The organism is Sphingobacterium sp. Mn56C (assembly GCF_049319645.1).
Classification (GTDB): Bacteria; Bacteroidota; Bacteroidia; order Sphingobacteriales; family Sphingobacteriaceae; genus Sphingobacterium.
In genome coordinates, this window is record NZ_JBMOUC010000010.1 from 1 (window position 1) to 14,892 (window position 14,892).

Below are 14,892 nucleotides of genomic sequence, written 5' to 3' on the forward strand. Positions count from 1 at the left end.
TAACAGGTGGGAGAGTAGGTCGGTGCCTTTTTTTATACAAATCCCCTTCAGGAAACTGGAGGGGATTTTTTGTTTTATAGCTTTTGCTGCTAATAGGCTTGGCGTATGGGGGCTAGTCTTGATCTTTTAGCCTTACTTAACCTTTAGCTTTGCTTTAGCACTTCACGGCCATAGTAACTGGTTTGCTTTAGCGCTTGGCTGATGACTTCTCCGGGATCTTTTACCGGATCTTTTTTTCCTATACAAATGGCTGCTACAAAACCATGGTTGTTGGTATGCATTTTTCAGTTTCTGTGCCGAAATAACAAGCGATTTTTTACCTAAAAATTCTGTTTACTTACCTGTTTTTTCTTTTTCAATATACTTCTATCATATTTTTTACAATAAACTAGAACTATTTGCCTTATCTTGTCCACTGCATTTATTAACATCTATGACGGCATATTATGAATAAAAAGAGTGGTTTTTTTTTCGGTTTATTAATACTTGTAGTAGCGATTTTGGTCGGTTATCGGCTTTATCAAAATAGTGAAATCAAGGCTGCTGAAAAATCTGTGTCTGGTGGGAGGAAGGCTGCAGGTGTATACGGTATAGTGGTGAAAGGGGCCCCATTTTCGGATTTTCTATCCTTGACAGGCTCAATTGAACCCAATGAAGTTGTCGTATTGCGGTCCGAGATTCCGGGCATCGTCGAAAACTTAAACTTTGCGGAAGGGGGGGCTGTAACTGCCGGACAGGTTTTAGTTCAAATAAATGACGCCGATTTAAAAGCTCAACTCTTGCAAGCACAAACACGAAGTACCTTAGCGAAGGAAAACGAGCGTAGAGCAAAATTACTATTAGAAAAGGAGGCTATTAGTCAAGAAGAATATGATATTGCTAGTGCTGATTTTAGAACTGCCGATGCGCAGATACAATTAATACAGGCCCAACTCAATAAAACCCGCGTGCGTGCCCCATTCTCGGGTACCATAGGTTTACGCGCCATCTCTAAAGGGAGTTATATTACGCCAACTACGGATATTGCTCAGCTTGTAAATTTAAAGCAGTTGAAGTTGCAATTTTCAATTCCTGAAAAGTATGCCGGAAAGGTGAAAATTAATAATAAAGTGCTATTTACCGTTCAAGAGCTGCAGGGAGACTTTTTCGCTACGATTTACGCCATTGAGCCTATAGTTGAAGCGAGTACACGGACATTACGTGTGCGTGCCATTGCCGACAATGGTAACAGCCGCTTGATTCCTGGTACATTTGCCAATGTTATATTCCCCCTCGAAACTATAAACGACGGGTTGATGGTACCTACAGAAGCACTTATTCCAATTCAAAATGGCAAGAAACTTTTTGTACAAAAGAATGGAAAAGCAGTGGAGCGCATTGTGGAAACCGGTGGACGTACTGATTCTGCTATATTAATTACCAAAGGTATTACTGCCGGCGATACGGTTTTAACGTCGGGGGTTATGTCGCTTCGTGATGGTAGTTCGGTACAGGTAACCCTTAAATAGAAGTTGCTGTTATGAGTCTATCCACCTTAAGTATAAAACGCCCCGTCTTAGCGATAGTAATGAATCTATTGCTTATTTTATTCGGTATTATAGGATACACCTTTTTAGGAGTCCGTGAATTTCCTTCTATAGATCCGGCACAGATATCTGTTCGAACATCATATGCAGGAGCGAATGCCGAGATTATAGAGTCGCAGATTACAGAACCATTGGAGAAATCTATTAATTCTATTGATGGTATCCGGAATATATCTTCCTCGAGTAGTCAAGGTATTAGTAATATTACCATAGAATTTAACCTGACAAAAAATTTAGAAGAGGCGGCAAATGATGTGCGCGACAAGGTATCGCAGGCGCAACGTAGTTTACCACAGGATATTGATGCACCTCCGGTGGTATCCAAGGCCGATGCAGATTCCGAGCCTATCATTACAATGACCGTACAAAGCTCTACAAAAAATGTGCTTGAACTGTCAGATTTTGCGGAGAATGTTATTGCGCAGCGCCTACAGACAATTCCAGGCGTAAGTTCCGTACAAATTTGGGGGCAGCGGAAATACGCTATGCGCTTATGGATAGATCCTGTACGGTTAGCCTCCTATGGGTTAACCGTCATTGACGTTCGTAATGCCCTCAATGCGCAGAATGTAGAACTTCCATCGGGCAAATTAACAGGTGCTAATACCGAGCTAGCCGTTAAGACAATTGGAAATCTAGCCTCGGTGGAGGAGTTCAATAATATGATTATCCGGGCCACACAAGAACAGCTTGTTCGTTTTAGCGATATAGGTAAAGCCGCGCTGGAGGCAGAGAATTTTGAAACAAAAATGTCTGATTCAGGTTATCCTATGGTAAGTTTGGCGGTTATCCCACAGCCGGGAACAAATTACCTGGAGATTGCTAAACATTTTTATACCGAGTATGACCGTTTGGAGCATGAGCTACCCGAAGGTTTTGATTTAAATATTGCCATTGATAACACCCAATTTGTAAAAAACTCCGTTTTAGAAGTTGCCGAAACCTTGCTAATAGCAATTGTGCTGGTGGTAATTATTATATATATCTTTTTCCGCAACTGGTCCATCGCCTTTAGGCCTTTAATTGATATCCCTGTATCCCTTATTGCCACATTTTTTATTATGTACCTATGTGGGTTTTCCATTAATGTACTAACGTTGTTGGCTATCGTATTGGCTACAGGCTTGGTGGTAGACGACGGTATCGTAGTAACGGAAAATATCTTTAAGAAAGTAGAACAAGGCATGTCGCCCATAGAAGCTGCAATAAAGGGATCCAATGAAATTTTCTTCGCTGTAATTTCCATTTCTATTACACTCGCTGCAGTATTTTTACCCGTTGTATTTTTAGAAGGTTTCGTCGGGCGTTTATTTCGGGAGTTTGGCGTAGTAATTGGTGCCGCGGTATTGATATCCGCGTTTGTATCGCTATCCTTAACGCCGATGTTAAATGCCTATCTTATGAAAGGAGGCGAGCAGAAGCACACCAAGTTTTACGAAAAAACAGAGCGTTATTTTGTCGCTATGAATAAAGAATACGAAAGTGCTCTACGCAACTTTTTACGCTTTAAATGGCTTAGTGTGGCGATTATTATGCTATGTTTTGGATTAATATTCCTGTTCTATCAACTGTTGCCCAAGGAAACAGCACCTTACGATGACCGAAGTTATATCTCCTTACGTGCCACAGCACCCGAAGGGGTATCATACGATTATATGGATCGTTTTATGACGGATTTAACGATGCTTATTAACGATTCTGTGCCGGAGAAAAAAGTAAGTTTAGTTATTACCTCACCAGGCTTTGGCTCGGCATCGGCCAACAGTGGTGTCGTGCGTTTAGGTTTAGTACCTTCCGACCAGCGTAAAAGGAGCCAAGGGGAGATTGCCGATGATATGAGCCGTCTGACGCGCGGATATTCGGAAGCTAAGGTGTCGGTATCCCAACAGCCTACAATTGCTGTAAATCGTAGAGGAGGTTTACCAATTCAATATATTATTCAGGCACCAAATTTCAAAAAGCTGGAAGAGAAGATACCCGAATTTATGGAAGAGCTTTCTACAGACCCTACCTTCTCCGTTGTGGACGTAAACCTCAAGTTTAACAAACCCGAGATTTATGTAAACATAGATAGAGAGAAGGCTCAAACCTTGGGTGTTTCGGTATTGGATATAGCACAGACTCTGCAGATGTCCCTATCAGGGCAACGCTTTGGATACTTTATGATGAATGGAAAGCAGTACCAAGTAATGGGACAGTTTGATCGTAAAGATCGTGCAACACCAACGGATTTGACCTCTATCTATGTAAAAAATAAAGAAGGGCAACTTATACAATTGGATAACATTATCGAAGTAGCCGAGCACAGTAGTCCGCCACAACTCTATCATAATAATAGATACATGTCGGCCACGGTATCTGCAGGTCTGGCACCCGGCAGAAATATGGGCGAGGCCATTAAAGCCATGGACGCCATTCGGGATAAGGTGTTGGATGATAGTTTTACAACCGATTTAGGAGGTGAAGCTCGTGATTTTGTGGAAAGTGGCTCGAACACCATGTTTGCCTTCGGCTTGGCAATACTTTTAATATTTTTAATTTTAGCGGCACAGTTTGAGAGTTTTATAGACCCCATTATTATTCTATTCACCGTTCCAATGGCGGTGGCGGGCGCTTTATTTTCCCTCTGGTTATTTGGGCAATCGTGGAATATTTTCAGTCAGATTGGAACCATTATGTTGATCGGCTTAGTGACGAAAAATGGTATTCTTATTGTTGAGTTTGCCAACCATCTCCGTTCAGAAGGGTACAGCAAGTTTGAGGCCGTTGCACACGCTTCGGAGGCACGCTTACGTCCTATTCTGATGACCTCCTTAGCCATTGCATTAGGTGCCTTGCCTATTGCACTATCGCTAGGTGCAGCCTCCGTGAGCCGTATTGGTATGGGCGTAGTAATCGTTGGTGGTACCATGTTTTCTTTAATATTAACACTATTTGTAATTCCGGCCTTTTACCTGATGTTTTCGCGTCAGCGTAAACACCGTCCTGAATTTGATACTATAACCGAATAAGATGAAAAGGATTGTACTTTTAGTAAGTCTAATTATTATTTACAGCCAGCAGGTTTTCAGTCAGGAGTTGTTAACGGTAGATGAAGCCGTAGCCCTAGCATTGGACAATAACTATAGTATCAAGTTGTCTAAAAATGATCTGCTGGTAGCGAAAGAAAATGTAACCTACGGTAATGCCGGCATACTACCTACAGTGACAGCAAATTTAAATCAGAATAATAATATTCAGAATTCTACTCAAAAGCAAGCAACGGGCGAAACCCGTTCGTTGGATAACGCCCGAAACAATAGTCTCACCTATGGCGTAAATGTAGGCTGGACAATTTTTGATGGCCTCGGGATGTTTGCACGCTATGAAACCCTAAAAGAGCTGGAAAAGCAGGGTGATATTTTGTTAAAGAAAACTATTGTAGCGCGTGTTTCGGAAGTTATAAGCACCTACTATACCATTGTGGAGCAGCAAAATCTTTTAAATGCCTTAGACTCGAGTATTCTTATTTCCAAAGAAAGACTGCGCACAGCGGAAAATAGATTTACCATAGGCAAAGCCTCCCGTTTGGAGGTACTAAATGTACAGGTAAACCTAAATGAAGATGAATCCAATAGGCTGAGACAAAGCCAAACCGTAAAAAATCTTAAAATTGCTTTAAACAGTTTGCTTGCGCGCCCACTGATAACAGACTTTCTAGTGGTAGAAACCGTTGAAATTAACGAGCAGCTGAAGCTCGCCGATCTGCTGGAACAAGCCAGCCAGCATAACCCCGATCTGCTAGCAGCAAGCATTGCAAGACGCCTTGCAGAGCTTCAGGAAAAAACGGTAAAGGCCAACCGATACCCTACCGTACGTGTTAATGGAGGCTATAATTTTTCGCGTACCGAATCCAGCTTAGGGTTTGTGGCAAGTTCGAATTCCAAGGGCTTAAACTATGGCATTACCGCCTCGGTTAATATATTTGATGGCCTTAATCAACGGCGCAATGAGCGCGTTGCCAAGTTGAATGTCGATCAAGTAGATCTGCAGATTGCCCAGCAGAAATTGACCGTAGAAACAGCCTTAACCCAAGCCTATCAAAGCTATATAACGAATCTTGAACTGACAGGCTGGGAAGCGAAAAATGAACGTATTGCCAAGCAGAATCTGAGTATTACGCTGGAGAAATATCGCATAGGAACTATCAGCGCTGTGGAATTCAGAGATGCTCAGCAGAACTTTATTCAGGCTGTATCGCGCTATAATGCGGCCCTGTTGGAAGCTAAATTATCCGAAGCCAACTTATTAGAGCTTGTCGGAAAACTTAATATTACGCAATAACAAGGAATAGTTTCATGCAACCGTTTCCGTAAAATTGAACAATCGTTTGCGTATAGATTTTATTTTATAATCTGATAATTTACAATTATTATTGCTGAAGATAACGGTATGTTTATCCGATATCCTTAACCAAAAGACGTTTACTTTTCCAATGGTTAATTGTTGAAAGACTGTTTAGGTTGTTTAAAAGATAGGTGATTTTAGAGGGGACTTGATGTCCCCTCTAATTTTTAAGAAGAAGTTAGTAAACGCTAAAAACCAAAGATATAACCATGAATTCAAACCGTAGGGACTTTCTAAAAAGCGTATCGATGCTGTCTGCAGCTGCTATAACCTTGCCTGCATTGTATGTAGAAGCGAAAGCAGGGCAGGCCGTTAATATGTCCGGCTTTACTGCACCCAAATTAGATAAAGTGCGCATTGCTATTGTAGGATTAGGAAATAGAGGCATTGGTGCCGTAGATCGGTATACCTATATTGAAGGTGCAGAAATTGTAGCCCTATGCGACCGACATAAAGACCGGGCCGAAAAGATGCAGAAACTGGTAACCGAGCGGGGTCTGGCACAACCCACAATATTTTCCGGCGATGCAGGCTGGCAGCACATGTTGAAAGAAGTAAAGTTCGATCTTTTATATATCTGTACCCCCTGGGACCTGCATACCCCAATGTGTATCGCCGGCATGCGTGCAGGTGTGCATGTAGCCTGTGAGGTACCTATCGGATTATCGGTAAAGGATTGCTGGGAGGTGGTTAAGGTATCTGAACAGACGCAAAAGCATTGCATGATGCTGGAAAACTGCTGTTATGATTTCTTTGAGATGCTAACGTTAAAGATGGCTCGAGAAGGTGTATTCGGCGAGATTATACATGCCGAGGGCGCCTATATTCATGATTTATTAGACCTTAACTTCAGCAAAACCTATTACGATGATTTTTGGCGCTTAAAGGAAAATATACGATTCAATGGTAACCTCTATCCTACACATGGTTTAGGCCCCATAGCACAATGTATGCAGGTAAATAGGGGGGATGTTATGGACAGCCTTGTCGCCATGCAGACCGACGATTATCATATGGGGGAAGAAGCAAGAAAGCTTGCCGCCAGCGACGCTACGTATCAGCAGTTTGTAGGCAAAAAATTTAGAGGCAACATGAATACAACATTAATCCGTACGCGGAAAGGGAAAACCATTATGCTACAGCATGATGTAAGCTCGCCACGTCCATATTCACGTATACATCAACTTAGCGGTACCCAAGGTTTCGCCCAAAAGTATCCAACGGAAGGGATTGCACTAAAGCGGCATAAGAATGGTCACGTATACCTAAATGAAGAAATGATGGCGGATCTACGTAAAAAATATACCCCTGAACTGGTTACATTTATTGGTGAGCAGGCCAAAAAAGTAGGTGGACATGGGGGGATGGATTTTATGATGGATTGGAGGCTGATTGATTGTTTACGTAATGGTTTACCGCTAGACCAGGATGTGTACGACGCTGCTGCATGGAGCGCTATTGTACCGCTCAGTGTAGAATCGGTAGCTAAGAATTCAAAATCGGTAAATATCCCAGATTTCACTAAAGGAGCATGGAAGACAAATACGCCTGTAGACCTAACCTTAAACGGTGGTGGAAATACCAAAATTCGTACCCTAATACAGGGCGGTGGAAAGCAGCTCTCGGTTTAAGACTAAACTAAGGTAAGGAAATACTAAAAATAAGCAGGGGCTTTTCAATTTGAAAAGCCCCTTATTTATGCTTATTATTTAATTATTTTACGAGTTGAACAGTTTTATATATGCTGAATATTCAGCCTACTGCGCATTTAAGAACATCGATTTTTTAGATACCAACTCTCTAAAATAAGGATCCTGAAGATCTTTGATAAAACGGATAGCCTCACCTGTAGATTTCATTTCAGGGCCCAACTGCTTGTCAACTTCAGGGAATTTAGAGAATGAGAATACAGGTTCTTTAATCGCCCATCCGGTTAATTTACGTTCGATGGTGAAATCTTTTAACTTATTTACTCCCAACATCACCTTCGTTGCAATATTGATGTAAGGCACATCGTAAGCTTTTGCAATAAAAGGTACCGTACGAGATGCACGCGGGTTCGCTTCGATCACATACACCTGCTCATCTTTGATGGCGAACTGAATATTTAACAAACCACTTACCTGCAGCGCTTTTGCTAATTTAATCGAGTACTCTTCCATTTTGTCCTGTACATTTTTGGACAAGCTAAATGGAGGTAACACTGCCGATGAGTCGCCAGAGTGAATACCTGCAGGCTCAATATGTTCCATCATACCGATGATATGCACATCCTCGCCATCAGAGATAGAATCCGACTCCGCCTCTTCCGCGCGATCCAAGAAATGGTCAATTAAAATATGATTGCCAGGAAGGTTTTTCAATAGATTCACCACGGCTTTTTCCAAGTCCTCGTCGTTGATAACAATACTCATACCCTGTCCACCCAATACATACGAAGGTCGTACCAATACCGGGTATCCAACTTCATTTGCCACGACAATAGCCTCCTCCGCTGAGGTCGCTACACCATACTTAGGGTACGGAATATCCAACTCTTTCAGCAAGTCCGAGAAACGGCCACGGTCTTCTGCCAAGTCCATATTTTCGAACGATGTTCCGATAATCTTAACACCCAATTGCTCCAAGCGTTCCGCCATTTTAAGAGCCGTTTGTCCACCCAACTGAACAATAACACCTTCAGGTTTTTCAAGCTCAATAATTTCACGTACATGCTCCCAGAAAACAGGCTCGAAATAAAGTTTATCCGCCATGTTAAAATCTGTAGACACCGTTTCAGGATTACAGTTCACCATAATGGCTTCAAAACCCGCTTCTTTAGCGGCCAGTAAACCGTGAACACAAGAGTAATCAAATTCTATCCCCTGACCGATACGGTTAGGGCCCGAACCTAAAACAATGATTTTCTTTTTATCCGATACGACAGACTCATTTTCTGTTTCGAAAGTAGAGTAGTAATACGGGGTTTGTGCCGGGAATTCCGCAGCACAGGTATCCACCATTTTATACACACGGTTAATACCTAATTCCTTACGGCGTGCATAAACTTCATCTTCGGTAACATTACCTAACAACCAAGCAATTTGCACATCCGAATATCCTTTTTGTTTCAAGGTCAATAAAAAGTCCTGTGGAATATTCGACAATTGGTAGCGGCGTAACTCCTGTTCTAAATGCACTAATTCCTGAATTTGTACCAAGAACCATTTATCAATAAGTGTAGCCTTGCGAATAGATTCCAATGGAACCCCCAATTCAAAAGCATCTTTGATATGGAATAAACGATCCGCGCTAGGGTGCTCCAAGCTGTGCATAATCTCTTCAAGGTTGCGCAACTGGCGACCGTCAGCACCTAAACCTGCACGTCCAGTTTCCAAAGATTGAGCCGCCTTTTGTAAAGCCTCGATAAAGGTACGGCCAATTGCCATCACCTCACCAACAGCTTTCATCTGCAAGCCCAACTCCTTGTTTGCCCCTTTAAATTTATCAAAGTTGAAACGAGGAACCTTTACGATAACATAATCCAACGTAGGCTCAAAGTATGCAGAAGTAGTTTTTGTAATTTGATTTTGTAACTCATCTAGATTGTAACCTATAGCAAGCTTTGCTGCGATTTTTGCAATAGGGTAACCTGTAGCTTTAGATGCCAATGCAGAAGAGCGCGATACCCGCGGGTTAATTTCGATAGCAATGATTTCCTCATTCTCCGGATTTACCGAAAACTGAACGTTACATCCACCGGCAAAGTTACCAATCGAACGCATCATTTTAATCGCTTTGTTACGCATATCCTGGTAACACTTATCCGAAAGCGTCATACCCGGAGCAACCGTAATCGAGTCGCCGGTATGGATACCCATAGGGTCAAAGTTTTCGATGGTACAGATAATAATTACGTTATCATTTTTATCACGTAACAGCTCCAGCTCAAACTCTTTCCAACCCAAAACGGCCTGTTCAACCAGAACCTCATGCGTAGGTGATGCATGTAAACCTCTGTTTAAAGCAGCATCAAAATCCTCTTTTTTGTGTACGAAACCACCACCAGTACCGGCTAAAGTATAAGAAGGGCGGATAACCAAAGGATAGCCAATTTCCTGCGCAGCTTCTTTACCCTCAAGGAAAGAATTGGCAATTTTTGATTTGGCAACGCCTACACCAATATCCACCATTAATTGACGGAACTCTTCGCGGTTTTCTGTCTTTTCAATGGCTGCCACATCCACACCGATCACTTGAACATTATACTTTTCCCATAAGCCAAGTTCAGACGCTTCGATACACAGGTTTAACGCGGTTTGACCACCCATAGTTGGCAATACGGCATCAATCTGCTGCTCTTGAAGGATCTGTTCAATGCTTTCACAAGTAAGGGGTAATAAATAAACATGGTCCGCAACAATATTATCGGTCATAATTGTTGCTGGGTTAGAATTGATAATGGAAACTTTGATACCTTCCTCTTTTAGAGATAGGGCAGCTTGGGATCCTGAATAATCAAATTCACACGCTTGTCCGATAACAATAGGTCCAGAACCAATAATTAAAACGGAGTTAATGGAGGTGTTTCTAGGCATTATTTATTAAATCAAAAAGTGTTTAAAATACGCGTTGTTGTGTTGATCAAAGCTGGCGAGAATTGCCTTGCTAAAGAAGAGTATTCCGACTGCTTTGTCGGAGTGCAAAGTTACATTATATTTTTTATAATATAAAAAAATGTTTTGCTTAAATCCAATAGGGCGCTTTTGCATCTTCAGAAATTACGAACTGGTACGGTGTTTGTATAGCAACGTAGAATACTAGAAACATATTAGAACAAAATGAAGCGAATATTTTTAGCAACCGTAGCAATGTTAATTTCTGGATTGTCCTATGGGCAGCACTACAAAAACTCTATAGGTATACGACTAGCAGATGGAGGTTATTACAATTCTGCTTCTGTTGCTTTTAAGACTTTTATTACCCAACCTGGCGCATTAGAATTTGATTTAGGTTTTGATTCCAACAAATGGCATGGCGATCGCTATCAGAATGTAGCCCTTTCCGGAACCTATCAACATCACTTCCAGATTGGAACTATTCCAGGTTTTAAATGGTTTGTAGGTGGAGGGTTAATTTTATCAAACACCTTTGTTAAAGATAGTGATTTAGAAGGGGGATTTAATGCAGGGCTATACCCAACAGGGGGAATAGACTATAAATTAAAAAAGGCTCCATTTGCCTTTTCTGCAGATATTCGACCTACAGTTCATATCGTTCGAGGATATGATCGTTACGATGGTTTTTACGCCAATGGAGGTTTAACAGCACGCTATACCTTCTAAGCTGTAATATACATAAACTTAACATGAGAAAATAGGCTGCCTTTAACCAGGGCAGCCTTATTTATGCTATTATCTTCTGTAAAAAGTATCCGCTTAAAGCACTATTTTTTTAAATGCATATCGAAATACTTGGCAATTTTATCATACATATGAATACGATCCTTACCACTTACATTATGTTCATGCGTAGGATATAGAAAATAGTCAACCTGCTTCCCAGCTTTTATACACTGTTCTAAAAATTGCATACTATGTTGTTGAACCACTACCGGATCCTGGGCACCATGAATAATCAGAAGGTTTCCCTTTAAACGGTCGGCTTTATCCAGCAGAGACGTTTTTTTATAGCCCTCCGGGTTTTCTAGTGGGGTATCCATATACCGTTCACCATACATCACCTCATAATATTTCCAATCGATAACAGGGCCACCAGCCACTGCGGTATGAAATATATCGTTGTGTTTAGTCATTAAGGAGGTCGTCATATAGCCACCAAAGCTCCATCCAAATATCCCTAATCGCTGACTATCCACATACGGTAACGACTTTAAGTAGTCTACACCAACCAATTGGTCGGCCATTTCAGCTTCCCCAAGCTGCCTATGCGTAATACGGGTAAAGTCTCTACCACGGGCATCAGAACCTCTATTATCTAAAGTAAACACCAAGTAACCATTTTGAGCCATATACAGATCAAAGTAGCCCACGCCACCTAACCACCTATCAGTAACCAGCTGAGCATGCGAGCCCCCATAAAGGTAAACCATAACAGGGTATTTTTTGTTGGGGTCAAAGTTCTCAGGGTAAGTTATGCGCGCATTCAGAGGCGTTTTACCATCGGCAGATGTAAATTGTTTAAATTCGATTTTAGGTAGGTTAATAACACCTGTAAAAGGATTTTCTGCCGTTAGTAGAACCGTTTCTTTCTTATTTTTACGATTTAGAACCTGTAATTTGTTGGGCGTCGTTAAGCTGGAGTACTGATCTAAAACATAGTTTCCACTGCTACTCACGGAAGCGTTGTGGGTACCTTTATGTTGTGTTAACTGCACCGTTTTTCCAGATTTTAAGTCCACCTCATAGAGATGCCTTTCCAGTCCATTGTTTGTAGCCCCAGTATAATACGCTTTGCTAACCTTGCTATCGAAACCTTTAAAGTCAATAACAATAACCTCCTGGAAGCCTAAGTTTCTCAACAGTTTACCCTGCGTATCATAAAGGTACAGCTGGTTAAAGCCATCCCTATCCGTTTGATACAAAAACTGGTTACGGTTGTTTGGAAGAAACGTCAATGGATTTAGCGGCTCCACCCAAGTATTAGACTGCTCCTCAAAGAGTGTTTTTACAAAGGCACCCGTTTGTGCATCATATTGATTAAGTTTTAAATGATCCTGGCCACGGTTTAAAATACCTACATAAACATACCTGCTGCTAGGATCCCAAGTGACAGTGGTAAGATACTGCTCCTGCGGTGTACCCGTTTGTAGCGTAATATATTCTTTGGTATGTGTATTAAAAATTACGAGGCTAACCTCTTCGCTTTTCATGCCCGCCATGGGGTATCGAATATCCTTTATAGATGCCACACGACTATCCCACTGTGGCAACGGGTACTTGGAGACCATGGTTTCATCTTTGCGGTAGTAGAGCAATTTTTCATTGTCTGGCGACCACCACATTCCTTTTTTAATACCGAATTCCTGGCGGTGTGTATAGTCACTACCGTTTACAATACCATCCACAGTATCTTTTGTAACCTGGATTTTATGGCCATCGAGGGTTAGGATTTCTATATTATTGCCCCTTAAATAAGCCGTTTGTCGATTGTTAGCACTCGCTTCCATTTGTGTAGACTCCAAATCTAGCGCCGATTTTATCGAAGCCAATTTGCTGTCTACATTATACACTACGGAATATATATATTTGTCCACATTAACAGTAAAAGAAAGGTCTTTTTCATTTTCCCAACTGTACGGTATAGGGAAATTTCGTAAGCTTATTTTTTCTGCTGGAAGAATTTTTGTTAAAGCCTGCTGCACATCAGTTACAGAGGCGAGTATTTTGCCTTGCCAATTGTCATGGGCACTGCGAACAACCAAATGCTGGTATGTGCTATCCAGATGTGTAAAGCTATCCGATCCTGTAGTCCATTTGGTGCCATACCATGTTTTTGGCGCAAATTTGCTAGGTCCAAGTACCGTTTCTTCTATCGTAAAGTTACGCTGTCCGTAAGCATACGATGATCCTAACAGGAATAATATCCATAAATTTTTCATCATTATCATCATCAATTTTATACCTGACGAAATTAGGGATTTGTGCGCACATTTTTACGGTAAAGGCATATAAGATGTAAGATGTCTCGGCAACTAAAGCCGACGTATCCATATATTTCTAAACTGCACCAAATCGCCATGGTCTTGAAGTATAATAGGCCCAGCTCCATGTGCAATAATTTTAGGCAATCCGATGTATTCTGTAGTTCCTTCAATTTGCGTGTTATTTTGAACCAAGACACCATTATGTAAAACTGTTACCGATCCCTTTTTAAGCAACACGCCATCCTTATTAAATCGGGGAGCCGAGTAAACAATATCATAACTATGCCAAGCATCATTATTCGCCAGCACACGTACTAATGGCGGTTGCTGTTTATACAGCGAAGCAGCCTCGCCATTTACATATGTTGGATTATCCCGATTGTCTAACACCTGAATTTCATAATAGCCCTGTAAAAATATACCACTATTACCACGCCCTTGTCCCTCTCCTTTACGAACCTCAGGGCTTTTCCATTCAATATGAAGTTGGAAATCCTCGAATGTATCTTTAGTCTGTATGTTACCTTTGCCAGGCGCTACGGTTACAGTGTTGTTATGAACAAGCCATTGTGCTTTATTGCGGTCGTTTGATGCTATCCATTGGTCTAGGTTCGTGCCGTTAAAAAGTACAATAGCATCGCTTGGGGCGCCATTGGCTGTTGTCGTTACCGTGCGTAATTCAGGGCTGTAATATTCGGTATCTTCAGGTTTAAATTTTGTTTGTGCATGCATGCTCATTGCCAGTAAAGACAATAAGGGAAGGAGGAAGGTTATTTTTTTTATTTTCACCATGGTTTATAGTTTTTGGTTAAGCCGTTTAGGATTTAAAATATTAGCTATTAGATTATAGAATCCGTTCTGTAAATATAGTTATTCAGGCATGGAATAAATATGTAATTTTAAATTATGATAACACAAAAAATAGCCTTAAATGAAGTGCGCTTTTTTTCGCCTATAGGATTTTATGACGAGGAGCTGGTCATAGGAAATGAATTTTACCTGAACGTATCTGTTTATTTTCCTTTCGATAGTTCGGATACTGAAAACCTAGCCAACAGCATAAACTATGAGGAGGTATATGCTATTTTAGTGGAGGTAATGACGCCAGAACGCCGGCTATTGGAATCGGCAGTAGCAGATATTTTGCAACTTTTACAAGATAAATATCCCTTTATCACACGAGCCGACATTTCCATACGGAAAACAAACCCTGCTTTTGGTGGTGATCTGGCCAATTCTGAGGTAGCCCTATATTATAAACAGTAAAGGTTCAGG

At 41.3% G+C, this 14,892-nt stretch carries 10 protein-coding genes; 6 read left to right on the top strand and 4 right to left on the bottom strand.

The features are described 5' to 3' along the window. Window positions 1–143 precede the first annotated feature (143 nt). Complete coding sequence (locus tag ACL9RF_RS17270; protein ID WP_422801894.1) at window positions 144–281, bottom strand: hypothetical protein; 138 nt, start codon at window positions 279–281, stop codon at window positions 144–146. A gap of 165 nt (window positions 282–446) precedes the next feature. Between ACL9RF_RS17270 and ACL9RF_RS17275 the strand changes: the two genes are divergently transcribed. The 4 genes from ACL9RF_RS17275 to ACL9RF_RS17290 all read left to right on the top strand — a co-directional run bounded on the left by ACL9RF_RS17275 (window position 447) and on the right by ACL9RF_RS17290 (window position 7,603). After that, a complete protein-coding gene (locus ACL9RF_RS17275) occupies window positions 447–1,508 on the top strand; it encodes an efflux RND transporter periplasmic adaptor subunit (protein ID WP_422801895.1) in 1,062 nt (353 codons plus the stop codon). 11 nt (window positions 1,509–1,519) lie between these two features. After that, the gene (locus ACL9RF_RS17280; RefSeq protein ID WP_422801896.1) at window positions 1,520–4,597 is read left to right on the top strand and encodes an efflux RND transporter permease subunit; all 3,078 of its coding nucleotides are present in this window, start codon (window positions 1,520–1,522) and stop codon (window positions 4,595–4,597) included. 1 nt (window position 4,598) lies between these two features. After that, a complete protein-coding gene (locus ACL9RF_RS17285; protein ID WP_422801897.1) occupies window positions 4,599–5,909 on the top strand; it encodes a TolC family protein in 1,311 nt (436 codons plus the stop codon). 272 nt (window positions 5,910–6,181) lie between these two features. Beyond that, window positions 6,182–7,603, top strand: coding sequence for a Gfo/Idh/MocA family protein (locus tag ACL9RF_RS17290; RefSeq protein WP_422801898.1), 1,422 nt, complete (start codon window positions 6,182–6,184; stop codon window positions 7,601–7,603). Between the two features lie 126 nt (window positions 7,604–7,729). On the opposite strand, the gene carB is transcribed toward ACL9RF_RS17290, so the two are convergent. Beyond that, on the bottom strand, window positions 7,730–10,549 hold the full coding sequence (gene carB / locus ACL9RF_RS17295) for a carbamoyl-phosphate synthase large subunit (protein WP_422801899.1): 2,820 nt from the start codon (window positions 10,547–10,549) through the stop codon (window positions 7,730–7,732). Window positions 10,550–10,792: 243 nt separating this feature from the next. Here carB and ACL9RF_RS17300 point away from each other — a divergent pair, with 243 nt between their 5' ends. After that, window positions 10,793–11,296 carry a hypothetical protein gene (locus ACL9RF_RS17300; protein WP_422801900.1) on the top strand — a complete coding sequence of 168 codons (504 nt, stop codon included), beginning with the start codon at window positions 10,793–10,795 and terminating at the stop codon, window positions 11,294–11,296. A gap of 101 nt (window positions 11,297–11,397) precedes the next feature. Here the strand turns inward: ACL9RF_RS17300 and ACL9RF_RS17305 are convergent, their stop codons facing one another. Both ACL9RF_RS17305 and ACL9RF_RS17310 read right to left on the bottom strand, forming a co-directional pair. Next, window positions 11,398–13,575: a DPP IV N-terminal domain-containing protein gene (locus ACL9RF_RS17305; RefSeq protein ID WP_422801901.1), complete on the bottom strand. Its 2,178-nt coding sequence runs from the start codon at window positions 13,573–13,575 to the stop codon at window positions 11,398–11,400. Between the two features lie 90 nt (window positions 13,576–13,665). After that, a complete protein-coding gene (locus ACL9RF_RS17310) occupies window positions 13,666–14,409 on the bottom strand; it encodes a 3-keto-disaccharide hydrolase (protein ID WP_422801902.1) in 744 nt (247 codons plus the stop codon). Between the two features lie 114 nt (window positions 14,410–14,523). Here ACL9RF_RS17310 and ACL9RF_RS17315 point away from each other — a divergent pair, with 114 nt between their 5' ends. Beyond that, window positions 14,524–14,883 carry a dihydroneopterin aldolase gene (locus ACL9RF_RS17315; protein ID WP_422801903.1) on the top strand — a complete coding sequence of 120 codons (360 nt, stop codon included), beginning with the start codon at window positions 14,524–14,526 and terminating at the stop codon, window positions 14,881–14,883. Window positions 14,884–14,892 lie beyond the last annotated feature (9 nt).

Excerpts from the sequence above, each read along its gene's own strand:
- ACL9RF_RS17270 (WP_422801894.1), bottom strand. The coding sequence starts at position 281 with ATGCATACCAACAACCATGGTTTTGTAGCAGCCATTTGTATAGGAAAA.
- ACL9RF_RS17275 (WP_422801895.1), top strand. The coding sequence starts at position 447 with ATGAATAAAAAGAGTGGTTTTTTTTTCGGTTTATTAATACTTGTAGTA.
- ACL9RF_RS17280 (WP_422801896.1), top strand. The coding sequence starts at position 1,520 with ATGAGTCTATCCACCTTAAGTATAAAACGCCCCGTCTTAGCGATAGTA.
- ACL9RF_RS17285 (WP_422801897.1), top strand. The coding sequence starts at position 4,599 with ATGAAAAGGATTGTACTTTTAGTAAGTCTAATTATTATTTACAGCCAG.
- ACL9RF_RS17290 (WP_422801898.1), top strand. The coding sequence starts at position 6,182 with ATGAATTCAAACCGTAGGGACTTTCTAAAAAGCGTATCGATGCTGTCT.
- carB (WP_422801899.1), bottom strand. The coding sequence starts at position 10,549 with ATGCCTAGAAACACCTCCATTAACTCCGTTTTAATTATTGGTTCTGGA.
- ACL9RF_RS17300 (WP_422801900.1), top strand. The coding sequence starts at position 10,793 with ATGAAGCGAATATTTTTAGCAACCGTAGCAATGTTAATTTCTGGATTG.
- ACL9RF_RS17305 (WP_422801901.1), bottom strand. The coding sequence starts at position 13,575 with ATGATGAAAAATTTATGGATATTATTCCTGTTAGGATCATCGTATGCT.
- ACL9RF_RS17310 (WP_422801902.1), bottom strand. The coding sequence starts at position 14,409 with ATGGTGAAAATAAAAAAAATAACCTTCCTCCTTCCCTTATTGTCTTTA.
- ACL9RF_RS17315 (WP_422801903.1), top strand. The coding sequence starts at position 14,524 with ATGATAACACAAAAAATAGCCTTAAATGAAGTGCGCTTTTTTTCGCCT.